The organism is Nonomuraea sp. NPDC051941, assembly GCF_044593615.1.
Map to the genome: position 1 here is coordinate 100256 of NZ_JBIUCF010000022.1, position 23230 is coordinate 123485.

General features: G+C 71.5%; 27 protein-coding genes. 16 read left to right on the forward strand and 11 right to left on the reverse strand.

All coding sequences use genetic code 11. The features are described 5' to 3' along the window. Positions 1-76 precede the first annotated feature (76 nt). From ACIHFD_RS33290 to ACIHFD_RS33315, 6 genes are all read left to right on the forward strand, one after another. On the forward strand, positions 77-856 hold the full coding sequence (locus tag ACIHFD_RS33290) for an SGNH hydrolase domain-containing protein (RefSeq protein ID WP_397370267.1): 780 nt from the start codon (positions 77-79) through the stop codon (positions 854-856). Continuing rightward, on the forward strand, positions 856-2190 hold the full coding sequence (locus tag ACIHFD_RS33295) for an acyltransferase family protein (RefSeq protein WP_397370268.1): 1335 nt from the start codon (positions 856-858) through the stop codon (positions 2188-2190). The genes ACIHFD_RS33290 and ACIHFD_RS33295 overlap by 1 nt, the downstream gene beginning before the upstream one ends. Positions 2191-2236: 46 nt before the next feature. Then, positions 2237-2623 (forward strand): hypothetical protein, encoded by a 387-nt coding sequence (locus ACIHFD_RS33300; RefSeq protein ID WP_397370269.1) that lies wholly within the window; start codon positions 2237-2239, stop codon positions 2621-2623. Continuing rightward, positions 2620-3303, forward strand: a complete 684-nt coding sequence (locus tag ACIHFD_RS33305) for a response regulator transcription factor (RefSeq protein ID WP_397370270.1) — start codon at positions 2620-2622, stop codon at positions 3301-3303. The genes ACIHFD_RS33300 and ACIHFD_RS33305 overlap by 4 nt, the downstream gene beginning before the upstream one ends. Then, a complete protein-coding gene (locus ACIHFD_RS33310; protein ID WP_397370271.1) occupies positions 3300-4736 on the forward strand; it encodes an ATP-binding protein in 1437 nt (478 codons plus the stop codon). Before ACIHFD_RS33305 ends, ACIHFD_RS33310 begins: the two co-directional genes overlap by 4 nt. A 308-nt stretch (positions 4737-5044) precedes the next feature. Further along, on the forward strand, positions 5045-5335 hold the full coding sequence (locus ACIHFD_RS33315) for a hypothetical protein (protein WP_397370272.1): 291 nt from the start codon (positions 5045-5047) through the stop codon (positions 5333-5335). On the opposite strand, the gene ACIHFD_RS33320 is transcribed toward ACIHFD_RS33315, so the two are convergent. After that, complete coding sequence (locus ACIHFD_RS33320; RefSeq protein WP_355196388.1) at positions 5299-5550, reverse strand: hypothetical protein; 252 nt, start codon at positions 5548-5550, stop codon at positions 5299-5301. The genes ACIHFD_RS33315 and ACIHFD_RS33320 overlap by 37 nt on opposite strands. Positions 5551-5675: 125 nt before the next feature. Here ACIHFD_RS33320 and ACIHFD_RS33325 point away from each other — a divergent pair, with 125 nt between their 5' ends. From ACIHFD_RS33325 to ACIHFD_RS33335, 3 genes are read left to right on the forward strand one after another with little or no spacing between them, the layout of a single operon-like run. Continuing rightward, positions 5676-6623 carry a DUF1152 domain-containing protein gene (locus ACIHFD_RS33325; protein WP_397370273.1) on the forward strand — a complete coding sequence of 316 codons (948 nt, stop codon included), beginning with the start codon at positions 5676-5678 and terminating at the stop codon, positions 6621-6623. A 57-nt stretch (positions 6624-6680) separates the two neighbouring features. After that, on the forward strand, positions 6681-7229 hold the full coding sequence (locus ACIHFD_RS33330) for a helix-turn-helix domain-containing protein (RefSeq protein WP_350730510.1): 549 nt from the start codon (positions 6681-6683) through the stop codon (positions 7227-7229). A 30-nt stretch (positions 7230-7259) separates the two neighbouring features. Further along, on the forward strand, positions 7260-7457 hold the full coding sequence (locus ACIHFD_RS33335; protein WP_397370274.1) for a TrmO family methyltransferase: 198 nt from the start codon (positions 7260-7262) through the stop codon (positions 7455-7457). A 20-nt stretch (positions 7458-7477) separates the two neighbouring features. Here the strand turns inward: ACIHFD_RS33335 and ACIHFD_RS33340 are convergent, their stop codons facing one another. From ACIHFD_RS33340 to ACIHFD_RS33360, 5 genes are all read right to left on the reverse strand, one after another. Next, positions 7478-8083, reverse strand: coding sequence for a DNA-binding response regulator (locus ACIHFD_RS33340; RefSeq protein WP_397370275.1), 606 nt, complete (start codon positions 8081-8083; stop codon positions 7478-7480). Then, positions 8080-9225, reverse strand: coding sequence for a sensor histidine kinase (locus ACIHFD_RS33345; protein WP_397370276.1), 1146 nt, complete (start codon positions 9223-9225; stop codon positions 8080-8082). The genes ACIHFD_RS33340 and ACIHFD_RS33345 overlap by 4 nt, the downstream gene beginning before the upstream one ends. After that, positions 9222-10235, reverse strand: a complete 1014-nt coding sequence (locus ACIHFD_RS33350) for a hypothetical protein (protein WP_397370278.1) — start codon at positions 10233-10235, stop codon at positions 9222-9224. The genes ACIHFD_RS33345 and ACIHFD_RS33350 overlap by 4 nt, the downstream gene beginning before the upstream one ends. 199 nt (positions 10236-10434) lie before the next feature. Further along, positions 10435-10929: an SRPBCC domain-containing protein gene (locus tag ACIHFD_RS33355; RefSeq protein ID WP_397370279.1), complete on the reverse strand. Its 495-nt coding sequence runs from the start codon at positions 10927-10929 to the stop codon at positions 10435-10437. A 264-nt stretch (positions 10930-11193) separates the two neighbouring features. Continuing rightward, positions 11194-11529 (reverse strand): helix-turn-helix transcriptional regulator, encoded by a 336-nt coding sequence (locus ACIHFD_RS33360; RefSeq protein WP_350730520.1) that lies wholly within the window; start codon positions 11527-11529, stop codon positions 11194-11196. 84 nt (positions 11530-11613) lie between these two features. Here ACIHFD_RS33360 and ACIHFD_RS33365 point away from each other — a divergent pair, with 84 nt between their 5' ends. Beyond that, entirely contained in the window at positions 11614-13035 is a 1422-nt protein-coding gene (locus tag ACIHFD_RS33365) for a DHA2 family efflux MFS transporter permease subunit (RefSeq protein ID WP_397370280.1), read from the forward strand. 18 nt (positions 13036-13053) lie between these two features. Here ACIHFD_RS33365 and ACIHFD_RS33370 read toward each other — a convergent pair whose 3' ends face one another. Together ACIHFD_RS33370 and ACIHFD_RS33375 are read right to left on the reverse strand one after the other, a co-directional pair. Next, positions 13054-13935 (reverse strand): NmrA/HSCARG family protein, encoded by an 882-nt coding sequence (locus ACIHFD_RS33370; RefSeq protein WP_397370281.1) that lies wholly within the window; start codon positions 13933-13935, stop codon positions 13054-13056. 77 nt (positions 13936-14012) lie between these two features. Continuing rightward, the gene (locus ACIHFD_RS33375; RefSeq protein WP_397370282.1) at positions 14013-14798 is read right to left on the reverse strand and encodes a helix-turn-helix domain-containing protein; all 786 of its coding nucleotides are present in this window, start codon (positions 14796-14798) and stop codon (positions 14013-14015) included. An 87-nt stretch (positions 14799-14885) separates the two neighbouring features. Between ACIHFD_RS33375 and ACIHFD_RS33380 the strand changes: the two genes are divergently transcribed. Next, positions 14886-15284 carry a nuclear transport factor 2 family protein gene (locus ACIHFD_RS33380; protein ID WP_397370283.1) on the forward strand — a complete coding sequence of 133 codons (399 nt, stop codon included), beginning with the start codon at positions 14886-14888 and terminating at the stop codon, positions 15282-15284. A 4-nt stretch (positions 15285-15288) separates the two neighbouring features. Here ACIHFD_RS33380 and ACIHFD_RS33385 read toward each other — a convergent pair whose 3' ends face one another. Continuing rightward, positions 15289-16308 (reverse strand): aldo/keto reductase, encoded by a 1020-nt coding sequence (locus tag ACIHFD_RS33385; RefSeq protein ID WP_397370284.1) that lies wholly within the window; start codon positions 16306-16308, stop codon positions 15289-15291. Positions 16309-16493: 185 nt separating this feature from the next. Here ACIHFD_RS33385 and ACIHFD_RS33390 point away from each other — a divergent pair, with 185 nt between their 5' ends. Both ACIHFD_RS33390 and ACIHFD_RS33395 read left to right on the forward strand, forming a co-directional pair. Continuing rightward, positions 16494-17591 (forward strand): MerR family transcriptional regulator, encoded by a 1098-nt coding sequence (locus ACIHFD_RS33390; RefSeq protein ID WP_397370285.1) that lies wholly within the window; start codon positions 16494-16496, stop codon positions 17589-17591. Beyond that, a complete protein-coding gene (locus tag ACIHFD_RS33395) occupies positions 17588-18835 on the forward strand; it encodes an MFS transporter (RefSeq protein ID WP_397370286.1) in 1248 nt (415 codons plus the stop codon). Before ACIHFD_RS33390 ends, ACIHFD_RS33395 begins: the two co-directional genes overlap by 4 nt. On the opposite strand, the gene ACIHFD_RS33400 is transcribed toward ACIHFD_RS33395, so the two are convergent. After that, positions 18817-19470 carry an NAD(P)-dependent oxidoreductase gene (locus ACIHFD_RS33400; RefSeq protein ID WP_397370287.1) on the reverse strand — a complete coding sequence of 218 codons (654 nt, stop codon included), beginning with the start codon at positions 19468-19470 and terminating at the stop codon, positions 18817-18819. The genes ACIHFD_RS33395 and ACIHFD_RS33400 overlap by 19 nt on opposite strands. Positions 19471-19526: 56 nt before the next feature. Further along, complete coding sequence (locus tag ACIHFD_RS33405) at positions 19527-20210, reverse strand: carboxymuconolactone decarboxylase family protein (protein ID WP_397370288.1); 684 nt, start codon at positions 20208-20210, stop codon at positions 19527-19529. Positions 20211-20284: 74 nt separating this feature from the next. Here ACIHFD_RS33405 and ACIHFD_RS33410 point away from each other — a divergent pair, with 74 nt between their 5' ends. The 3 genes from ACIHFD_RS33410 to ACIHFD_RS33420 all read left to right on the forward strand — a co-directional run bounded on the left by ACIHFD_RS33410 (position 20285) and on the right by ACIHFD_RS33420 (position 23069). After that, a complete protein-coding gene (locus ACIHFD_RS33410; protein WP_397370289.1) occupies positions 20285-20902 on the forward strand; it encodes a TetR/AcrR family transcriptional regulator in 618 nt (205 codons plus the stop codon). 182 nt (positions 20903-21084) lie between these two features. Continuing rightward, complete coding sequence (locus ACIHFD_RS33415; protein WP_397370290.1) at positions 21085-22305, forward strand: riboflavin synthase; 1221 nt, start codon at positions 21085-21087, stop codon at positions 22303-22305. Next, positions 22302-23069 carry a class I SAM-dependent methyltransferase gene (locus ACIHFD_RS33420; RefSeq protein ID WP_397370291.1) on the forward strand — a complete coding sequence of 256 codons (768 nt, stop codon included), beginning with the start codon at positions 22302-22304 and terminating at the stop codon, positions 23067-23069. The genes ACIHFD_RS33415 and ACIHFD_RS33420 overlap by 4 nt, the downstream gene beginning before the upstream one ends. Positions 23070-23230: the final 161 nt, after the last annotated feature.

Genomic DNA, 23230 nt, shown 5'->3' on the forward strand with positions numbered 1-23230 from the left:
ACGGCCGATCCCGCATCGTGTGATGAAACGATGACAACCCGGCTGGGCTCCGAATTCGTCTGATTGCCTGCTGGCCATGCGATCGACGAACCTCTCTCGCCGGTTCCACCACGGGTACACCGGCCTGATCCTGGCTGTCGCGACCGGGCTCACACTCGCGGGTTGCGGCGCGTCCGCGACCTCCCCCGGCGCGGCGACCCAGCAGACCGCCACCGGCGTCAAGGTGCTCTGGATGGGTGACTCCATCGCGGGAGCGCAGGCCCCGGCGCTGGAGGCGGCGTTGAAGGCCGCGGGCGTGGCGTTCAAGAACGCCACGTCCGACGGCGGCGGCAACGTCGTCGCCGGTGACCACGAGGTGACGGCCATGGGGGCCAGGGACACCTGGAAGACGCTGAAGCAGAACCTCGCCTCCTTCCGGCCGACGGTGATCGCCTACCAGATCACCACCTACGACTGGGGCACCGCCCGCCAACAGCTGGCGGCCTACCAGAAGCTCTCCCGAACGGCCGCGGACGCGGGTGCCGAACTCGTGCTGGTGTCCGCGCCGCCGTTCAAGATCGACGATTTCTACAAGCCCCACGAGAACGCCATCAAGACCGCGCCGGCGATGGCCGCCAAGACCACGCACGTTCGCTACCTGGATGCCTCCGCGCTGTGGGGCAGCGACTACGCGGCCGCCAAGGCCCAGCGTGCCAAGGACGGCATCCACTCCTGCCAGCAGGGCTCGGCGGCCTTCGCCACCTGGTTCGCCAAGCAGATCGGCGAACTGGCCGGCTTCACCCCGGCCGCCCCCGCCGTCTGGGCCACCGGGCCGTGGACCGGTGACGAGCGCTTCGCCAAACTCGGCTGCGGCTGATGGGGCCGACGACGTCGGCCCCGCGTCGCGCGCATGTCGGCGCGCTCGACGGGCTGCGCGGGCTCGCTGTCGCCGCGGTCCTGCTGTTTCACGCCGGGCACCTGCGCGGCGGGTTCCTGGGCGTCGATCTGTTCTTCGTCCTGTCCGGCTTTCTGATCACCGGCCTGCTGCTGGAGGAGCTCGGCAGGAACGGCGGTCTCCGCCTGGCGGCCTTCTGGGAGCGCAGGGCCCGCCGTCTGCTGCCCGCGCTGACCTTCATGGTCACCTCAACACTGCTGCTGGCCTGGGCGTTCGCCAGGCCGGACCTGCTGAGGTACGCCCTCCAGGACGCGCCGTGGGTGGCCGCCCAGAGCGTGAACTGGCACTACATCGGGGAGCGGATCGGCTACTGGAACGCCTCCGGCACCCGCCTGTTCGCCCACCTGTGGAGCATCGGCGTCGAATGGCAGTTCTACCTGGCCTGGCCTCTGATGCTGGCAGTGGCCGGGAGAGGGCCCGGCGGGCACCGGCGGGTGGCGCTCGTCGCGGTGGCCGGCGCGCTCGTCTCACTTCTGCTCATGATCAGGCTCGGGGCGGCCGTGGACACCACCCGCGCCTACGAGGGCACCGACACCCGGGCCTTCTCCCTGCTCCTCGGCGCGGCCGCCGCCACGGCGCCCATCCGGAACGCGGTGGCCGGCCTGTCACGTACCGCCGTGGACGTGCTCTGCGTCCTGCTGCTGTGCGGACTGTTGACCTCATGGCTGTTGACCGGCGGGGAAAAGGCCCCCGGCCTGTTCCAGGGCGGGATGTTCGCACACTCCCTGGCCGGCGCCGCGCTGATCGCGCTCCTGGCCCACGCACCGGACGGCCTGGCGGGCCGGGTGATCGGCAGCACCGTGCCGCGCCGGCTGGGCGAGCTGTCCTACAGCCTGTACCTGTGGCACTGGCCGGTCTACCTGCTGCTGCCCCGGCCGGTGGCCGGGTTCGGCGGCTGGGGCTGGACGATCATCGCGGCCGGGCTGTCACTGCTGGCTGCGGTAGTCTCGAAGGCCACCGTCGAAGATCCGATACGGTTGCGCACCGGCTGGGCCAGCGGGCGGCGCGGATGGGCGGCACTGGCCGCCGCGGCGGTCATGGCGGCGGGGCTGTGGGCGGCGATACCGCGGCCGCGGCCCGGCGCCGGGACGGTCGACGTGAGCAGGCTCAGCCAGTCATGGCAGGACGGTTCGCGCCAGGAAACGGGAGAACGGACACATGCCGAGGGTCTTATGCCACGTGGCGGCCGGCCTGGTCGCCGCGGCGACGCTGGCGGGTTGTGGAATCAGCGACACCGATGTGCGCTCCGCCGGTGACTTGGTCCAAGGCGGCCTGACCGAAAACCTCGGTAGTTCGCTGCGGGTGTACTTCGTCACGCCCCAGGGCACCTGGCCGGTCTCCCGGCCGGCATCGGCCGCCGCCCGGGTGCAACAGGCCATGGACGCGCTGCTCGACGGCCCCACGGCGGCCGAGCGGGCACGGGGGCTGATCACGCAACTGCCCTCGGCGCCACGTCCGGTCCGCGCCAGGACGGCCAAGGGCCGCGTACAGCTGCATCTGCCGTGGCTGGTGCGTGACCTGCGCCCGGCTGCGGTGAGCCAGCTGGTCTGTACGGCCGCTGAGGCCCCGGACGTCGGCGACGACCCCGTGATCGAGGTGTTCGAGCCCGGCATGCCGGGCCCGCCCTGGCCCGTCAGGTGCGACGAGAGCGGGTCGGCCGTCCCGGCCCGCCAGGGAGCCTCCTCATGACCCGCGTCCTGGTGATAGAAGACGACCCGGCCGTACGCCGCGGCGTGAGCCTCGGCCTGCGCCACAGGGGCCACGAGACCCTGGTCGTCTCGACCGGCGAGGAAGGACTGGCCGAACTCATCGCGAGCGCGCCCGACATCGTCCTGCTCGACCTCATGCTGCCCGGCATGAGCGGCCTGGAGACCTGCCGCCGCATCCGCGCCTTCAGCCAGGTGCCCATCGTGATCCTGTCAGCCCGCGACGATGACGTGGACGTCGTCGTGGGCCTGGAAGCCGGCGCCGACGACTACGTGATCAAGCCGGCCAGCAGCGAGGTCATCGAGGCCCGCATGCGCGCGGTGCTGCGCCGTACCACCCAGCCCGCCTCCTCCGACCAGGCCCGCACCACCCACGGCGACCTGTTCGTCGACCGGGTCGCCCTGCGCGTGCTCAAGCACGGCGAGCAGCTCGCGCTGGCGCCGACGGAGCTGAAGCTGCTGCTGTTCCTGACGGCCGCGCCCGAGCAGACCTTCAGCCGCCAGCAACTCCTGGAACAGGTCTGGGAGCACAGCTTCCACGGCGACTACCGGCTGGTCGACGCGTGCGTGATGCGGCTGCGAGCCAAGATCGAGAACGACCCTCGCAACCCCCGCTACATCCAGACCGTGCGCGGCTTCGGTTACCGGTTCGGGCCGCTGTGATCCGCCTCGCCCGCGCCCGCGGCCTGAGAGCCCAGCTGGTCCTGGTGTTCCTCCTGGTCTCCACGATCAGCGCGCTGACCGCCGCCACGATCACCTACCGGCAGGGCCACACCGCGATCGTCGAACGCGCCCAGGCCGACGTCCTGCAGGAACTACGCGCCAACCTCACCTCCCGGACGCCCGACCTGCCCGCCGACCCCGCCGAGGCGGATCTGCGCAAGCTGGCCCGGCAGCTGGACCTGGCGATGGGCACGCGGGGCCGGCACACCGCGCTGTCCTATCGTGGCGGCCCGCTCATCGCCGCCGGGAAGCAGGTGCCGCCGCTGCCCGCGCAGCTGCGCCACCAGGCGGCCTCGGCGCGCACCGCGCTGGCCCAGCGCTTCCACCACGCCCGGACGCCCTGGCTGGCCGTGGCCCTTCCCGTCACCGCCGCCGCACGCCCGCACGGCTCCCCGCCGCTCGTCGTCTACGCCTCCCTCTCCCTGGCCTCCCAGCAGCAGGACGTGGACAGCCTGGCGGCCGCCGCCCGCGCCGGAGCCCTCCCCGTCGCTCTGGCCTCCATCGTCCCCGCGCTGCTGGCCGCGCGCAGACTGCTGCGACCGGTACGGCGGCTGCGCACAGCCGCGGAACAGATGGCGGGAGGCAGCCTGGACACCCGCGTGAGCGTCACCGGCGACGACGAACTCGCCGACCTCGGCCGCACCTTCAACACCATGGCGGCCACGCTCCAGGCCGACGCGGCCGCACTGCGCGACATGGAAGCGCGGGCGCGTCGGTTCGCCGCCGACGTCTCCCACGAGCTGCGTACGCCGCTGGCGGCCATGAGCGCTGTCACCGGAGTCCTCGACGCCGACGCCGCCTCCGGCCGCCTCGCGCCGCTCACCGCCGAGGCGCTGCAGCTGGTCTCCGACGAGACGCGCAAGCTCACCCGCCTCGTCGAGGACCTGATCGAGGTGTCCCGCTTCGACGCCGGCGCCGCCGTACTGAATCTCGACGAGGTCGACCTGGGCGAGCTCATCGCCAAGACGCTCGATCTGCGGCACTGGCACGATCGGGTCCGCACCGACATCCCCCCGGGCCTGCGCGTCCGCCTCGACCCGCGCCGGGTCGATGTCATCCTCGCCAACCTCGTCGGCAACGCGCTGCGGCACGGCGGCCCGGCGGTGTCGGTCCTCATCCAGGTCCGGTCCGGTGCCGACCGGATCGTCGTCACCGTCTCCGACGACGGGCCCGGCATCCCCGCCGACCTTCTGCCCCACGTCTTCGACCGGTTCACCAAAGGCGACGCCGCCCGTACCCGTACCGAGGGCAGCGGTCTGGGCCTGGCCATCGCCGCCGAGAACGCGCGCCTGCACGGCGGCACCCTCACCGCTGCCAACGCCCCTCACGGCGGAGCCATCCTGGCCCTCACCCTCCCCCGGACCGCACCCTGAACTCGTCCCATCCCCCGTGAGAGCTATCCCGAATGTCCCTTCCGGTGGGATGGCATGGCCCGCTCCGTTCCCTAGCCTCCCTTCTGCCGCAGGATCACTGCGGAACCTCGAACGGAAGGATCCGCCATGGCTCTGTCACAGGCCGCCTCCTCCATGGGCCGGCGCCGGCTCCGCGCGTTCCGGTTGCCCGTGCTGCTGGTCGCGATGTTCGGCGTGATGGTGGCGGCCGTCGGGATCAACCAGCTCGTCGCACCCGTCTCGATTCTCGCGCTGCCGGTCGGGTTCGGCCTGGCCGCCGCTCGTTGTGGTTGCCGATCAGCCTTCACTTCGCCTGGAACTTCACCCATGCGGGCATCTTCGGAGTCGTACTCTCCGGGTCGGACCTGCCACCCCACGGCCTGCTGAACGCCACGCTGTCCGGCCCGGCCCCGCTGACCGGCGGAACGTTCGGCCCCGAGGCCAGCCTGCTCGCACTGCTGGTCTGCCTGGGACCCACGGCCTTCTGGCTACGACGGGCCGCCCGCACCGGCCGGATCCGGCACCGCCCGCGCCGGGCCGTGGCTCACGCCGGCTCGGATTCGTCCTCGAAGACGAAGTAGATGCTCAGGACGTACGGTTCCGCTTCACCGGTCGCGTAGTCCCACGAGACGTCCACCAGAAACACGTTGTGAGCCCCCACCCACTCCTGGGCCTTGCCGAACGCTTCCGCGGCGGTCCGTGCGGGGAACAGCAACCTGGCCATCGGATGGACTTGCGAGTCGGCATCGGAGTCGTCGAAGTCCGCCGGAACGTCGAGGCGCAAATCGGGCTTCATGCCCCGCACTCTGCCATATTGATCGCAGCGCCCGCTGATGAACGGCCCCGAACCCTGGGCCGACGCCTGCAGCGCGAGCGATTACGGGACGCTGATCGTGCTGTCCACAGTGCAAGATGTGATGCATGTTCGGATCGCCCCTGTCCGCCCGGCTTGAGCGTTGCAGCCGGATCCTCGTCGCCGGCGCAGGCGGAGGTTCCGACGTGTACGCCGGGTTACCCCTCGCCCTGACCCTCCGGGAGGCCGGCAAGGAGGTGCACCTGGCGAACCTGTCGTTCAGCCACCTCGACGCCCTCGACCTCAATGTCTGGCTGTTCGAGGACGTGGCGGAGATACGCCCGGACACCGAGGCCCGCGACTGGTACTTCCCCGAGGGCTGCCTGGCCCGCTGGCTGGCCATGCACGGCCAGCCGTCGACCGTGTACGCCTTCCCCAAGGTCGGCGTCCGCCCGCTGCGGGCCGCGTACGCCAAGCTCGCCGCGCACCTCGACCTGGACGCGGTCGTCCTGGTGGACGGCGGCACCGACATCCTCATGCGCGGCGACGAGGCCGGTCTCGGCACGCCGGCCGACGACATGACGAGCCTGGCCGCCGCCCACGCCCTCGACGTCCCCGAGAAGATCGTGGCCTGCCTGGGCTTCGGGGTGGACGCCTATCACGGCGTCAACCACGTGCAGGTCCTGGAGAACCTGGCAGCCCTGGAGCGCGACGGCGCCTACCTGGGCGCGTTCTCCGTCTCCAGGTCCACGAAGGCGGGCGCGCTCTACCTCGACGCCGTCGCCCACGCCCAGGCCGAGCTGCCGGCGTACCCGAGCATCGTGAACGGCTCGATCGCGGCGGCCGTACGCGGCGAGTTCGGGGATGTGCGCTTCACCGACAGGACCAAGGGCAGCGAGCTGTTCGTCAATCCACTGATGGCCATCTACTTCGCCGTGGACCTCGACGCGCTGGCCCGGCGCTCGCTCTACCTGGACCGGCTCCGGGACACCGTGCTCATGCGCCAGGTCCACTCCGTCATCGAGGCGTTCCGCGACGAGGTGACGCCCCGCCCGCCGAAGGCGTTCCCGCACTAGAGGTAGCCACCGTTCTCGTGTTTGTGTAATGGTGGCACGGCATGAGACCGTTGCGAGGTGGACACCCTGGAACTGCTGGCGCATCCGGTACGGCTGCGGATCGTGCACGCGATGCGCGGAGGGCGCGAACTCACCACCGCTCAACTGTGCGCCCGCATCCCCGACAGCTCGAAGGCCATGATCTACCGGCACGTCGACCTGCTCGCGGCCAACGGAATCCTGGAGGTGGCCGACGAGCGGCGCGTGCGCGGCGCGGTGGAACGCCGCTACCGGCTACGCCTTGACCGGGTCGTCGTGGACGCCGACGCGGCGGCGGCGCTGTCGCCCGACGACCACCGGCGCGTGTTCGCCACGTCGATGGCCGTGCTGGTGGCCGAGTTCAACGCCTACCTCGATCGCGACAACGCCGAGCCGGCCGCGGACCTGGTCGGCTACCGGCAGCACGCCGTCTGGCTCAACCGCGACGAACTGGAGAAGATGATCATCGAGCTGCGGCGCGTGATCCTGCCCCTGCTGGCCAACGAGCCGACGCCGGATCGCGCGCAATACCTGCTCAGCCCGGTTTTCTTCCCCATCGAACAAGCGTCCGCGGCCGAGACCGAGTGAGAGGATCCAGGACCCTTCGAGACGCTCAGCGTGCACCCGCGCGGCGACACCACCCGGCCGCTCTCCGGCGTCTCCGCCACCCGCGCGCCCGACCGTCCCAACCCGATCGGTCTGCACGTCGTCCACATCCTCGCCATCGACGGCACGCGCGTCCACGTCCGCAACCTCGAAGCCCTGGACGCGACCCCGATCGTGGACGTCAAACCCCTCCTCACCCCCGACCGCTGACAGCCCGGGCACTGACCTGTCTAGAGCCAGCCGGCGTCGCGAGATATGCGGATGGCGTCGATGCGGTTGCGCCCGCCCGCCTTGCTGATCGCGTTCGACAGGTAGTTGCGCACCGTGGCCTGCGAGAGCGAGAGCTGGGTGGCGATCTGGGCGACGCGGTTGCCGCTCGCCGCGGCGCGCAGCACCTCGGTCTCGCGGGCCGTCAGCGGGCTGCTGCCGGTCTCGAGAGCGGCGGCGACGAGCTCGGGGTCGATCACCCGCTCCCCCGCCGCGATGCGCCTGATCCCGTCCGTGAGGGTCTGCGCCGGGGCGTCCTTCACGATGAAGCCCTTGACGTGCACCTTCAGCGCGCGCAGCAGGTTACCCGGCTGGCTGAGCCCGGTGAGCACGAGAGTGCGGCAGTCGGGAAGCCGCGCGGACAGTTGCTCGGCCGCCGACAGCCCGTCCAGGCCCGGCATGTCGATGTCCAGCACCGCGACGTCGGGGCGTACCCGCAGCGCGGCGTCCAGCACCTCGTCCCCGCGCTCGATCTCGGCGACCACCTCCATGTCGTCCTCCAGCGACAGCAACGCGACCAGCGCGGACCTGATCATGTGCATGTCCTCGGCGATCAGCACGCGGATCACGCGACCTCCTCGGGAACCTCGACCGACAGCCGGAACCGGCCATCACGGACACCGGCCTCGGACGAGCCGGACACGGCTTCGGCCCGCTCGGCCACCCCGGCGAGCCCGGAGCCGCTCCCAAGGCCGGCGGCGCCGCGGACGCCGTCGTTGACGATCTCCAGCCGTATTCTCCCGTGCTGCCGGGAAAGCGTGATGGTGCAGGAGCCGGCCTCGCTGTGGCGCAGCAGGTTCGTGGTGCCCTCTCTCACGGCCCAGGCCAGGGCGCTCTGCGCGGACCCGGGCAGCGACCGCAGGTCGGCCACGTCGAGCCGGGTCTCCACGCCTGCGGCGCCGAGCAGGGCCGCGGCCCCGTCGATCTCCGTACGCAGCGACACGGCGTGCTGGTCCCGCGTGATCGCCCGTACGTCGTGCAGCGCGTCGCGGGCCACGCCGGTCAGGCTCTCGATCTCGGCGCGGGCGGCGACGGCGTCCCTGGTGAGCAGCCGCAGCGCCAGGTCGCCCTTGAGGGCGATCGCCGACAGGCTCTGGCCGAGTAGGTCGTGCAGGTCGCGCGAGACCCGGATCCGCTCCTCGCCGACGGCGGTCGCGGCCAGCTCGGTACGGGCGGCGTCCAGCTCGTTCAGCAGCCGGACCAGCCGGGCGCCCCCGACCAGAGCCGCGGCGTACAGGCCGGTGACGACCACCGCGTACAGGCCGAGGAGGACGGCCTGCGAGATCGTGCCCCGGCTCTGCACCATCGTCAGCACCTCCCTCGTGGCGTTGGCCATCAACTGCAGCGTGGCGGCCGCCGCCAGCACCCACCCGCCGCGCAGCAAGGTCATCATCGAGGCGAGCGCGAAGATCCCGAGGGCTTCCCAGTTGGAGCCGAGCCACCAGATCGGCAGGTCCGCGAGCAGCACCAGCGCCGCGAGGCTCCAGGGCCAGCCCGCGGGACGCTCGCCCCGGGCCGCCGCGAGGCTGTGCCGCAGCTGGATCGCGCCGGCCGCGGCGGCCCCCAGGATCGCGGCGACCGGGTTGCCGGGCGGGCCGTCCATGCCGAGGATCGTGTAGACCGGCACCTGCAGGGCCAGCGGCACGTGCAGGGCGATCAGCGGCCAGTGCGGGTGCCGCAGCACCCAGCGGGGCGGGATGGACGCGGTCATGCCGGTATCTCGATCGTCTCGGTGGCCTCGCCGGTGCGCAGCTCCAGCCGTAGGCGGCCGTCCGTGGAGGCCACCGTGATCGTGCAGGAGGGCAAGGCGTCGGCGCGCAGCAGCCGGGTGACCGTCGCACGCAGCGCGGCCCGGGACTGCGGGGCGATGGCGTCGGGGACGCCGCCGCGTGGAAGTTCGAGGCGGGTCTCGATGCCGGCCGCGGCCAGCAGGGTCGCGGCGGTCTCCAGCTCGGCCCGCAACGACGGCTGACGGTAACCGCGTACGCGCTGCCTGGCGTCGGCGAGCGTACGTCTGGAGTCGTCGGCGAGCGCGGCCAGCTCGTCCGACAGATCCTCGGGCGCGGCTCCCCCGAGCCTGCGCCCGGCCTGTTCGCCGCGCGCCGCGATCGACTCCAGCGCGCGGCCGAGGCTCCGGCGCAGATCGTCGTCGAGGCGGCGGCGTTCCTGTGCCACCGCCTGCTGGGCAAGCAGTTCCCTGGCCGCCCGCAGCCGCGTCAGCGCGGCGGGGAGCCAGACCAGCAGCAGCAGCGCCGCGCTCCCGCCCAGCACCGAGAACAGCAGCCACGGCGCCGTCGTCCACGGCAGCCCCAGCGCGTAGGCGATCGGCGCCGCCGCGGCCGCCACCGTCACGTACACGATGTACGACCACGGCGCCGGCAGCACCAGCAGCGCCGACACCACCAGGGCCGCGTACGACCGCGGCCACATGTTCCCGGCCAAGGGAGTGACGCCGAGGATGACGACGGCCATCACGGCGAACGTCCAGACGCCGGCCGGTGGCCGCCGCGCGTGCGCCGCGTACCAGACGTGGCGCAGGTGCAGCGGCAGGTACGTCACCACCGCCGCGAGGCTCCACAGCCCCGTGCGGGTGTCGTTGCCCATGTAGCCGAACGCCAGCATCACCTGCACCACCGGCAGCAGAGCACTGCAGGCGACCGCGCCGACCGGCGCCAGCCGGACGATGCGGTCGGATCGCCACAGCTCCGCCAATCCTCCCACCGCCCGTCCTCGCGTCCTGGCTGACCAGAGTAGAGGCCGCGGCCGGGTGCCGGATCCGGCGCGGGTGGGAGTCCTGGACGGGCCGGCATGCCGGCGACCTGGATCCGCTCCGATCGTGCGGCGGCGCAGGCGGGGGGCGAGAGCAACGGTGTCGTGACCGTTCAAGGGAGAGACGATGCGCACCACGAGCGTGAGGGGATCAGGCTTGTCCGGCGTCGATGACCCGGCCGAGGTTGTCCAGCTCGTTGCCGCGGCCGGCCGTCAGGCGCTGGGTCCACTCCTCGTCGTGCATCGCGTCCATGGTCATGACGACGTGGACGCCGTCGCCGGTGGACTGGATCTCGACCACGGTGAGGAAGTCGTACGGCTCCACCCCCGGGATGAAGTCGGCCAGCGAGGTGTAGGAGAGCCGCGCAGGCTCGTCCACCTCGACGAAGGTCTTGCGCGACTCGGTGCTCAGCGGCAGCCCGGCGCCCTCCATGAACGCGATCTGCTCGGGCGCGGTCGCGGTCATCGTGTAGATCAGCTCGCCGCCGGGCCGCAGGTCCAGTTTCCCGACGTCGACCGTGAAGCCGTCGGGCGACCACCAGGACTTGATGCCGGCACCGGTGGTCCACAGGCGCCACACGTGCTCGGGCGTGGTCGCGTAGGTGCGCTCGATCCGGACGGTCTTGGCCACGGGTGAGACGGTCATGATTGCTCCCTTTGAGGTGCGGTTACGCGAACGATCCTCCTCGTGAGGGCCCGTGGCAGACAGATGTAAATGTCACGAGACAGGTGATGGGTTTCGGGCCGGGCGGTGCGCCCGCCAGGCTTGACCGGCACCGCCACGGGCCGGCCCCGCGACAGCGACTTCACGATGACCTCCAGCCCGCGGATCCTGGGCGGCCCGCCGGCGGCGGTCTGCGGACGGCACCCGGGACGCTCAATCATTCTCACTTTCGGCCTGCTCTCTTATTCACTGCGGGCCGCCGTCCGACGGATCGGCCGCGCTGAGGCGCAGGATCGGGTCGAGCAGGCCCGGGAAGCGGTCGCTCAGATCGTCGGCGCGCGGCCGGATCCGCCGGTGCCGGCCGTCGACGGTCATGGTGATCAGCCCGGCCTCGCGCAGGATCCGCCAGTGGTTGGACAGCGTCGACAGCGGCACGTCCAGGCCGTCGGCGAGAGCGGAGCAGGTCGACTCGGGATTGTCCCAGGCCCGCCGTACCAGCTCCAGGCGCACCGGATCGCCGAGCGCGTGGAGGACTGGCGCGAGCGTCAACGACTCGCGGGCCGGCTGGGGTAGCGGTCGCATGCCCCCCACAATACAACGCTTCGACACTTCGGAATTATCGAACTATGGTGTGCCAGAGCATCCGCCCCATGAGAGGGAGCAGCTTTGACCGCACACGGAAGCACGAACCGGACAGCGTTACTCGCAGTGGCCTGCCTGGGCCAGTTCATGGTGCTGCTCGACAGCACGATCGTCGGCGCGGCGCTGCCCGACATGCAGCAGCGGCTGCACACCGAGCTGACCGGCCTGCAATGGATCGTCGACGCCTACGTGTTGCTGGTCGCCATGCTGTTGCTGTCCGGCGGCGTCTTCGCCGACCGCTTCGGCCGCAGGCGGGTGTTCCTGGCCGGCGTCGTGGTGTTCACCGTCGCGTCCGTGGTGTGCTCCGTCGCGCCCTCGATCGGCTGGCTCATCGCCGGCCGGGTGGTGCAGGGCATCGGGGCCGCGGCGCTGAGCCCCGCCTCGCTGGCCCTGCTCGCCGCCGCGTATCCCGTTCCGCAGGAACGGGTCAAGGCGATCGGGCTGTGGGCCGGATTCAGCGGGATCGGCCTGGCCGCCGGACCGTTGGCCGGCGGCATCCTGGTGGACGCCTTCGGCTGGCCCGCCATCTTCCTCGTCAACGTGCCCATCGGCGCGATCCTGCTGCTGGTCGGTATGCGCGTCCTGAGCGAGTCCCGCAATCCGGACGCGCCGGCGATCGACCTCCCGGGAACCGTCCTGTCCGTGCTGGGCGTGGGGGCGCTGACCTTCGGGCTGATCGAGGGCGGCTCCCGTGGCTGGACCTCGCCGGTGATCCTGGGCACCTTCGCCGCCGCGGTGGCGATCCTGGCCGTCTTCGTCGTCGTCGAAGGACGTGGTTCGACGCCGATGCTGCCGCTGCGGCTGTTCCGGCAGCGGCTGTTCACGGTGTCCAACACGGCGATGGTCGTGGTGGGTTTCGCGCTCATGGGTTCGTCCTTCTTCTTCTCCCAGTTCTTCGTGTACGTTCAGGGCAGTTCGGTTCTGCTGGCCGGCCTGCAGACCCTGCCCGCCTCGCTCGCCATGGTGATCGTCAGCCCGTTGGCGGGCCGGTTCGCGGCCAGGTACGGCTTCCGGATCGTGGTCACCATCGGCCTGGCGCTGGCCGGGCTGGGGCTGCTGGCGCTGGGCTTCGTGCACGCGGACACCGGCTACGGGAACGTGTGGTGGCGGCTGGCCATCGTCGGCGTCGGTTTCGCCCTGACCATGTCCCCGCTGACCGGCGCCGCCATCCAGGCGGTCAGCCCGCAGGAGGGAGGCCTCGCGTCGGGCATCAGCAGCACCACCCGGCAGATCGGTGCGGTGCTCGGCGTGGCGGTGCTCGGAGCCGTCGTCCGCACCCGGGAGGCCGGTGGCGCGTCCTTCGAGGCCGGCCTCGACAGTGCCTTCATCGCGGCCGGCGTCGTCACCCTGGCCGGCGCCGTGTTCACCGGCCTGTGGCTGGTGAGGTCCGGGCCCGCGGAGGTGTCCGCGCCGCAGGCACCCACCGTCACGACACCGTCCGGATGAGCCGTCAGCCGGTCCCGCTCAGGGGAGCTGACCTGCGAGGACTCTGTCCCAGTCGACCGTCTTGGCCCACTCGGCGTAGCTGTGCCATCGCACGGCGGGGTACGTGGCGTGCAGGGTCTCGATGTCGAGGAAGTCGGTGTTGTTCTCGAAGCTCTCGAACATCGTGGCCACCTCCTCGCCGGCCCACTGCCGCACCATGTCCAGCGGCAGTTGCCGGTACGGAATCTCCCGGCCCAGCACCTCGCTCAGGATCCGGGCCGCCTCCTGCCCGGTGACGCGGTCGGAGGCGATGTCGATCCGCTCGCCGACGAGCTCATCGGGGTTCTCGATCGCGTGTACGGCCATGCCGGCGATGTCCAGGACGCTCACCTGGTCGAGCGGCTTGCCGGGAGTCAGCGGGTTGGCGAGCATGCCGTCGCCGAGCCTACTGAAGCCGAGGTTGAGCGCGTTCTCCATGAAGTACACCGGGCCGAGCACCGTCGCGCGCACCGGCTGCTCGCGTAAATACGCCTCGATGAGCTGCTTGCTGTCGGCGTGGTCGACGTTGGTGGCCTCCAGCCGGTCGCCACCCCGTACGGACGAATACACCAGGTGGGCGTCGAGGCGGGCGACGGTGTCGACGAGCAGGCGTCCCTGCGCCACCTCCTCGTCCTTGCCGCCCTCGCCGAACGGCACCGAGAGGCCGAAAACCGCGTCGGCGCCCGTACAGGCCCGCTGGAGCGCGTCGGGATCGGCGAGGTCACCGGCGGCGAGCCGCGCTCCCTGAGCAGAAAGCGCCTTCGCGGCCGGGGACTCCTCCGAGCGCACGTACGCCACCACCTCGTGACCGCGCTGCAGAAGCAGGTCGGCGACCGCGCCGCCCTGCTTGCCGGTGGCGCCGATGACGACGATTTTGGTCATGACAAATCTCCACGGTTGGGATGAAAGGCGATCCAGAACAGGCGGGCGCGCCGCCCGCGATCAGCAATTCTGGGATCTCAACCGCGGTTGAGGTCAAGCGCGACGAGGTTCTTGAAGTAGGCGGCGCTCTCCGCGTCCTCCGGGTAGTACGACTCGATCGCGACCTCGTCCAGCGTGATGTCCATCGGGGTGCCGAACGTCGTGGTGGTCGAGAACAGCCGCAGTTCTCGCCCGCCGAAGTTGAAGATCATCGGGATCACGACCTCGGACTCGACGGGGTGGCCCGCGTCCTCGGAGCCGGGCGCCAGCAGCTCCTCGTAGAGCGCGGTGAGCTCGGGGTCGGGAGCGGTGGCGAGCTGACGCGCGATCCGGGTACGGAGCACCACGCGCATCTCGGCCAGATTGACGATCCGAGGGGCGAGCCCGCGCGGGTCCAGTCCCAGGCGCAGCATGTTGATCGGCGGCCGCAGCAGGTCGGGGGCGACGTCCGCGAGGAACGGGCCGAGAGCACGATTGGTCATCACGATGTTCCACCGGCGGTCGATGACCAGCGCCGGGTACGGCTCGTGTGCGCGGAGCACCCTCTCGACCGCGTCCCAGGCCGCCGACAGCGTGTCCCCGTCGAGCGGCCGCTCGACGTAGCGGGGTGCGAAGCCGGCGGCCAGCAACAGCCGGTTGCGCTCACGCAACGGCACCTCGAGCTGATCCGCGAGCCGGAGGATCATGTCGGCGCTCGGGTTGGACTTGCCGGTCTCCACCAGGCTGACGTGACGAGCCGAGACGTCGGCGGCGATCGCGAGATCGAGCTGGCTGATTCGCCGGCGATTCCGCCACTGCCGCAACAGCTCCCCGACCGTGTACATGCCCGTCGATGCTACTCCTCGTGGCGCCGGGCGCCATGAAATGCGAGTTCATCGACAACCGTGGGCAACGGTCGAAACACTGCCGCCATGACTACGCAGAACCTGACCACAGACAACAAGAGCCTCGTCCAGCGGGCGCTGACGGCGCTGGTCGCGACGGGCGACGTCGATGCGCTCGCGCCGTTGCTGAGCGAGGACTTCGTCCATCACCGGCCGGGTCCGACCTCGTCGACCAAGGCGGAATGGCTCGCCGCCGTACGCGCCGCGCTCGGCCCGCTCGCCGGCATGCAGGTCGAGATCCATCACGTGCTGGCCGAGGGTGATCATGTCGTGATGTACTCGCGACGCCGGCTCCCCGGTGCCGGGCCAGAGATCGCGGTCGTCGACATCTGGCGGTTGGACGACGGGCTGATCGCCGAGGCGTGGGAGATCATCGAGCCGGTGGCCCAGGTGGCCGCCAATCTGGTGTGGTGGGAGCCCGCCTGAGCGATCAGCGGCGGCGTAGTGACGGGTCGAGCAGGGAAGGCGGGGTGTCGTACTTCTCCTCCGGGGCCAGGTCGACGCCGGGCGAGACGATCGTGTCGATGGCGTCGAGCACGTCGGCGGAGAGCACCGTGTCGGCGGCGGCGAGGTGCGAGCGCAGGTGGTCCAGCGTGCGGGGGCCGATGATCGCGCTGGTCACGGCCGGGTGCGCGGTCACGAAACCGAGCGCGAGCTGGATCATCGTCAGCCCGGCCGCGTCGGCGACCTTCGCCAGTCGCTCGACCGCGTCGAGCCTGGTGCGGTTGGACGGGATGGAGGTGTCGAAGCGCCGCGGCATGAACGCCGAGCGGTTGGTGGCGATCTCCCGGCCCTGCCGGATCGCGCCCGACAGCCAGCCCGAGGCCAGCGGGCTCCACACCAGCACGCCAAGCCCGTACTGCTCTGTCACGGGCAGGACGTGGCTCTCGATCCCGCGCTGCAGGATCGAGTAGCTGGGCTGCTCGGTGACGTAACGGCTCAGGTGGTGTTCGCGGGCGGTCCATTGGGCCTGGACGATGCGGTGGGCGGGGAAGGTCGAGGAGCCGAAGTAGCGGATCTTCCCCGCGCGCTGCAGGTCGGTCAGGGCCGACAGTGTCTCCTCGTCGCTGGTCGTCGGGTCCCACCGGTGGATCTGGTAGAGATCGACGTGGTCCACGCCGAGGCGGCGCAGGCTGTTGTCCAGCTCGGTGACCAGCCAGCGGCGCGAGCCGCCCTGATGGTTGCGCTCCTCGCCCATCGGCAGGCTCGCCTTCGTGGCCAGCACGATGTCGTCGCGGCGGCCGGCGATGGCCTTGCCGACCATCTCTTCCGACTCGCCGTCGCTGTACATGTCGGCGGTGTCGATGAGGTTGATCCCGGCTTCGAGGGCGGCGTCGACGATGGCGGTGGCGTCGTCCTGGGTGGTGCGTCCGATCCTGCCGAAGTTCATCGCGCCGAGCACGAGGGAGCTGACCTGCACACCGGTACGGCCCAAGGTGCGGTACTGCATGACTGTGTTTCCTCCTGGATTAAACGGAACCGCGTTCCGATAAAGATAGGGAATGTGGTTCCGTTTTGGCAACTTGCCTGTGCTGTGCATGCGGAACTGGTTTCCGGAAAGTGCGGTGTTGACCTTCCCCTAGGGTGAAGCCGCAGCATCGTCGGTACCGGCCACGGGGGCCGGGACGAGGAGGAATGGTGCGGCTGCTGACGATCGGGGCGTTCGCTCGGGCCGCGCGGTTGTCGCCGAAGGCCCTGCGGCTCTACGACCAGCTCGGGTTGCTGCGACCGGCCGCGGTGGACGGCGAGTCCGGATACCGGTTCTACGATCCGGTACAGCTGGAGCGGGCCCGGTTGATCGCCTGGCTGCGGCGGCTGGGCATGCCGCTGGCACGCATCCGGCGGGTGTGCGACCTGCCGGCGGGCGCGGCGGCCGAGGAGATCGCCGGCTACTGGGAGCAGGTGCTGGCCGAGACCGCCGCCCGTGGAGAGCTGGCCACGTTCCTCGTCGACTATCTGTCGGGGAGGGGAAGCACCGTGGAAGAGACGGCGACGATGCTGGGGATCCGTTACGCGGCCCGGTCGGAGTCGGGCCTGGTGCGTACGAGCAACCAGGACACCGCCTACGCCGGCCCCCGGTTGCTGGCGGTGGCCGACGGGGCCGGCGGCTCGGGCGGGGACCTGGCGAGCGCGGCGGCCGTCGACGCGCTCAAACCGCTGGAGACGCTGGCCGTAGCGGCCGAGGACCTGCTCGGCGCGCTCGCCGAGGCGGTCGGAGAAGCCGACCGGGCCATCGGGGAGATCGCCGCCTCGACGCCGTCGGGTGAGGCGGTGACCACGTTGACCGCGCTGCTGTGGTCGGGGTCGCGGCTGGCGCTGGTGCACATCGGTGACACCCGGGCGTACCTGGTGCGGGACGGCGAGCTGTTCCAGATCACCCATGACCACACCTATGTGCAGGGGCTGGTCGACGAGGGCCGGCTTACCGTGGAGGAGGCGGCCTCGCATCCGCAGCGCGCGCTGCTCGCACGAGCGCTGACCGGAACGGGCGGGGCCCGGCCGGAACTGTCGCTGCACGCCGCCGCGGCCGGCGACCGGTACCTGCTGTGCTCCGACGGGCTGTCCACCGTCGTCCCGGCCGGAGCGCTGCGCGCGGCGCTGACCGGGCCCGGCGCCCCCCAGCAGGTGCTCGACGAGCTGGTGGCGCTGGCGTACGCGGCCGGCGCCCCCGACAACATCGCCTGCGTCGTGGCCGACGTGGTGAGCCTGGACGCCGATGGGGCCGGACAGTGATCACCTCAACGGCCCGGTCGCTCGGCGCCTACACCGTCGACCGCCGCCCGCTGGCCATCGCGGCCTACCGGCGATTGTGGGTGTCATCGGCGATTTGCGCCGTCGCCGGTTCGTTCAGCGTGGTCGCCGTGCCGGCGCAGCTGTTCACGGTGACCGGCTCCTCGGCGGCCGTGGGCGTGGCGGGGGCGGTGTCGTTCGTCGCGCTGGTGGTGGCGGCGTTAGGGGTGGGCGCGCTCGCCGATGTCATGGACCGGCGAAAGGTGCTGCTGGCGGCCCACTGCGGCCTGGCGCTCACGTACGTGGCCTTCTGGGCGCAGGCCGTGCTGGGCGGACGTTTCGTCCCCGTCCTGATGGTGCTGGTCGCCTGCCAGGGACTGTCCTTCGCCGCGATCATGACCACGATGGGCGCCGTGGTGCCCCGCCTGGTCCCGGTCGAGCTCCTGCCGGCGGCCAACAGCCTCAGCGCCCTGACCCGCTACGCCGGGTCGATCCTCGGGCCGGTGCTGGCCGGCGCCTTGATACCGCTGGTCGGGCTCGGTGCGCTGTACCTGTTCGACGCCGTCGCGCTGCTGGCCGTCGTGTGGGCGGTCGTCAAGCTCCCGCCGCTGCCGCCCCAACCCCACCCGGCCGCGCAGCGCCGGTCGGCGGCCGGGTTCCGGTATCTGGCGGCCAGCCGGCTGCTGGTGGCGGTGCTCCTGGTGGACCTCGCGGCGATGGTCTTCGGCATGCCGACGGCCCTGTTCCCGGAGCTCGCCCAGCAGACCTACGGCGGGCCCGCGGGAGGCGGCCTGGAGCTGGGGCTGCTGTACGCCGCCTATCCGGCCGGGGTGGTCACGGCCGGGCTGATGTCGGGCACGTTCACCCGGGCCCGACGCCACGGCGCGCTCATGGCGGCGGCCGCCGCGGCGTGGGGCATCACCGTGGCGCTCCTCGGGCTGGCCGCCCAGCTGTGGCTCGCCCTGGTGGCGCTCGTCCTCGGCGGCGCGGTCAACTTCGTGCTGAGCACCTTCCGCAACGCCATCACACAGGCGCACACCCACGACTCCGTGCGCGGCCGGATCCAGGGCTCGCTCACCGTCGTCCTCTTCGGCGGCCCGCACCTCGCGAACCTGCTGCACGGGGCCGCCACCTCGATCCTCGATCACCAGACGGTGATCGCCGTCGGCGGGCTGCTCACCACGGTGACCGTGGCCGCGGTCGCATGGGCACTGCCGGAGCTGCGCAACTACACCGCCGGCCCCTGAGAGGCGACCGAGACGACGTGGCGGACGGACGACGGGTCGTCGATGAGGCCGAGCATGCAGTGGGCCACGTCGGCGCGGGTGGTGCTGAGCCCTCCTCTGATGTTGAGGTCCCGTGCGGTCCGGTACTGACCGGGCCGCTCGGTGTCGAGCAGCCGGGAGGGGCGCACGATGGTCCAGTCCAGGTCGGAGGCGCGCAGCAGCTCCTCGGCCCGGGCCAGGTCGGCGTAGGAGTGGCGGAGCAGGCGTTGCACGATGAGCGGCTTGAGTACGTACCGGGTGAAAAAGCCGTCGCCCGCGTCGGCGACCAGGCCGCTGGCGCTGACGAGCAGCATGCGGCGGGCCTGCGCCTGGGTCATGGCCTGGATGATCGAGGTGGTGCTGGCGCTGTGGACGGTGGTGGGGCCGCGATCGCGCGTGCCCATCGCGGACAGCACGGCCCCACAGCCCTTGACCGCCGGGACTATGGCGTCGGGGTTCATCACGTCGGCCTCGACGACGTCCAGCCGCCCGCGCAGCTCGGCGGGCAGCCGGGACGCGTCGCGTACGACGGCGGTGACCTCGTGGCCGAGACCGAGGGCCTGGCGCAGGAGCTGCAGGCCGATGCCGCCGGTCGCGCCGAAGACCGCGAGTCTCATCAGTGTCGCCCCTCTCGGTAGGTGAGTATTCACTCACCCTACCTCGCGGGGACGGATCAGGCGAAGACCGTGCCCGCCTCCGTGAACAGGGCATTCAGCGCCCGCATGCCGCGCCACGCCTTCGTCAGGCCGAACTGGGCGGAGAAGCGCACCACGGCACGCGCCTCCTCCGGCGTGGCACCCGCCTTCAGGGCCCGCGTCACGTGGACGCGGAAGCTCTCCTCCAGCGTCTGGAAGAGCACGTCGACGGTCATGGTCGCGAACGCGCGCTCGCGAACGGTCAGTCGCCGCATCCCCGCGCGCATGCGCGACTGCAGGTCCATGTAGTCGGCGAAGGCGGGGTCGAGATTGCGTACGGCCTGCCGGGTCGGCGCGGGGATCGGGCTGGTCAGCCCGTCGGCGTCGATCGGGTGCCCGTCGCCCGCGGGGCCGGGCAGGCCCTGCCCGCGTTCGATGTCGACCAGGCGGGCCAGCGCCGACAGGGCCGCCGGGTAGCCGCTGTCGTAGGCGATGAAGCGCAGGAGTTCGCGCAGGTCGTCGGCGGACAGCCCGTTCTCGTACGCCATCGCCACGTGCGCCTCGAAGGGCAGCCCGAGGGTCTGCTGGCAGACGTCGCCGACCAGGGACAGCAGGATTTTCTCCCGCATGGACAGCTCGGCGATCTCCTCCCAGATCATGCGGTCGGTGGCCTCGCTCATCTCCGCGAACACCGGGTCGAGCGTCTTGGCGTGGACTTTCATCGATACTCCTCGATAACTGTACGGCTGTAGCGCTACGACTGTAGTGCAACGCCCGTCTCGTTACAATGGCTCCCATGAACGCGACCAACCCCCGCTCCCGGGGCCGCAACCCCCGAGGTCAGGGCGAGCGGCTGCGCGAGGACATCGTCACGGCCGCCGTACGGCTGCTCGACGAGCTCGCCGACGACCAGGCCCTGTCGATGCGCGCGGTCGCGCGTGAGGTCGGCATCGCCGCCACCTCCGTCTACATCCACTTCGCCGACCGCGACGCCCTCGTCCTGGCCGCTCTGGAGCAGTGCCACCGCGACCTCGTACGCGTCCTCGACCAGGCCGAGACCGCCGCCGACCCGGTGGCGCGGCTACGCGCCCGGCTGCTCTACCTGGGCGACTGGGTACGCCGGCACCCAGGCCTGTACAAGGTCCTCCACGAGAGCACGCTCAACCAGCGGGCCAGCATGGAGTTCAAGCAGGAGCTGGGCGAGCGCACCACGGACGCGGTGCGGCGCTGCATGGACGCCGGGCTCGCCGCCCCCGGCGACGCCGCGGAGGTCTCGCTCGACCTCCGGGCGGCGGTGCACGGGGCCGTGTCGATGCGGGTCAACCAGCCCGACCTGCCCTGGCCGCCACTGGAGGCGCAGATCGACCGGTTCCTGATCAAGCTGGCCGGGATCTCTCTGGGCCAGACGCTTTGATCTCCCGGGCCGCCGGGTGATAAAAGGTTGATTGGTGCGATTCCAAGGTGCGGCGGTGACAGCCCGCCGGTTCTGCCGGTTCCGGCGGGACGACTCGGTGCGACTCCGGGCCACGCGGTGACACCCCGCCACCTCTCGGGCCTGTCCGGCCCCTGGTTCCCGCTGTCGAGAGGTGGTGTCGCATGTTCACCGGAAATATCCAGGAAATCGGCACGGTGGTGGCCGTCGACGAGGCGCGCATCGCGGTCAGTGCCCCCGGGGCCGCCGTCGGCGCGCCGGGTTCGATCTGCCTGAACGGCGTGGGCCTGACCGTCCTCCGGACCGCGCACGAGACGCAACCGCTGGAGGCCGGGCTGTCGGCGGAGACGCGGCGCAGATCGACCCTCGACCAGATCAGGCCGGGCACGCGGGTCAACGTGGAGACCCCGTTGACGCTGGGCGACCCGCTCGCCGGTCACCTGGTCCAGGGCAACGTGGACGCCGTGGGCAAGATCGTGCGGATCGATGACGAGGGGGTCGCACGGCGCTTGTGGATCAAACCGCCCGAGCGCTTCCTCTCGCTGGTCGTCGCGAAGGGTCAGATCGCGGTCGACGGCGTCAGCCTGACCGTCGCCGAGGTGGCCCGCGACCGGTTCTCGGTGGCGCTGATCCCGCTGACGCTGCGGGCCACCACGCTGTCGGAGCTGTCCGTCGGCGATCGGGTGAACCTGGAGCCCGACCTGGTCGTCCGCCTGGCCCGCCGCCGCCTGCCCGACCTGGCGAAGTCGGTGACCGAGGTGGTCGCGGCGCTTCCCTGGGCCGGACGGCTCTCGGGCGCGCGCGGCGTGCAGCAGGCGCTCACGCAGCTCGCCGCCGGAGGAGCCGTGGTGATCTGGGACCCCGAGCGGGAGAGCGAAGGCGACGTGGTGTTCGCGGGGGCCCGGCTGCGCCCGGAGGCGTTCACGTTCCTGCTCACCCAGGTGTGCGGCCATCCGACCGTGCCCTGCGCGCCCGAGGTCCTCGACCGGCTGGAGATCGGCCCCGTCCCCGGCCCCGGCGACCGGCACGGCACCCGCCCGCACATCCCCGTGGACCTGACCTCCGGGACCGGCACCGGGGTGTCGGCCGCCGAACGCGCCGCGACCGTGCGCCGCCTGGCCCATCCGGACGCCAGGCCGGCCGACTTCCTGCGGCCGGGACACGTCTTCCCGCTCGCTGCCCGCCCCGGAGGGCTGGCCGAACGCGCCGGACACACCGAGGCCACCGTGGCCATGTGCGTGGCGGCCGGGCTGCCGCCCGTCGGGGTGTGCTGCGAGGTCATGAACCCCGACGGCACCATGGCCGACGCCGCCGACCTGGAGATCGCCGCCCTGCGCTGGGGCCTGCCCCTGCTGGACGTGTCCGACCTCGGGAAGCACCTGTGACCGGCAATCCGTACGAGTCGATCGGGCTCGGCTACTCCCACCACCGCCGCCCCGACCCCCGGATCGCCGGCCTGATCGACCAGGCCCTGGGGCCCGCCCGGACGGTGGTCAACGTGGGCGCCGGGACCGGCTCCTACGAACCGCGCGGCCGGCAGGTCACCGCCGTGGAGCCGTCCACGGTGATGATCGAGCAGCGTCCTCCCGGCTCCGCGACGGTCGTCCAGGGCTATGCCGAGTCCCTGCCCTTCCCCGACCGGTCGTTCGACGCCGCGATGGCGATCCTCACCGTCCACCACTGGACCGACGCGGCCGCGGGCCTCACCGAGCTGCGCCGGGTATCCGCCCGGCAGGTCGTCCTCACCTGGGATCCCGCCGTCACGGCACGATTCTGGCTGGTCGCGGAGTATCTCCCGGAGATCGCCGAAGCCGACGCCCGGCTTGCCGCCCTGGAGGTCGTCGAGACCCACCTCCGGCGTGACGGAACGCCGGTGACCGTCGTCCCGGTCCCGGTGCCGGCCGACTGCACCGACGGGTTCCTGGGCGCGTACTGGCGACGCCCGCACTGCTACCTCGACCCGCAGGTCCGCGCCGCCATCTCCGCGCTGGCGACCCTCGACCAGGAGCGGGTCGAGGATGCGATGCGGCGCCTCGCCGCCGACCTCGCGACCGGGCGCTGGCACGAACGCCACCGGGCTCTCCTCGACGCCGACACCCTCGACCTCGGCTACCGCCTGGTGACAACGTCCAGCACGGCCACCGCCTGATGATGGTCGGCGATCAGGCAGGCACGCAGAGGGCTGGCTCGCGTGTCCGAATCCCAGGAGGCCCCGGTCAGGTCCGCTTGCGGCACACCGCCGCTGCCTTGATCGCCGCCGAAGTCCGGAGAATGTCCGGTCACTGACCTGGTCAGGCGCGTTTCCGCAAG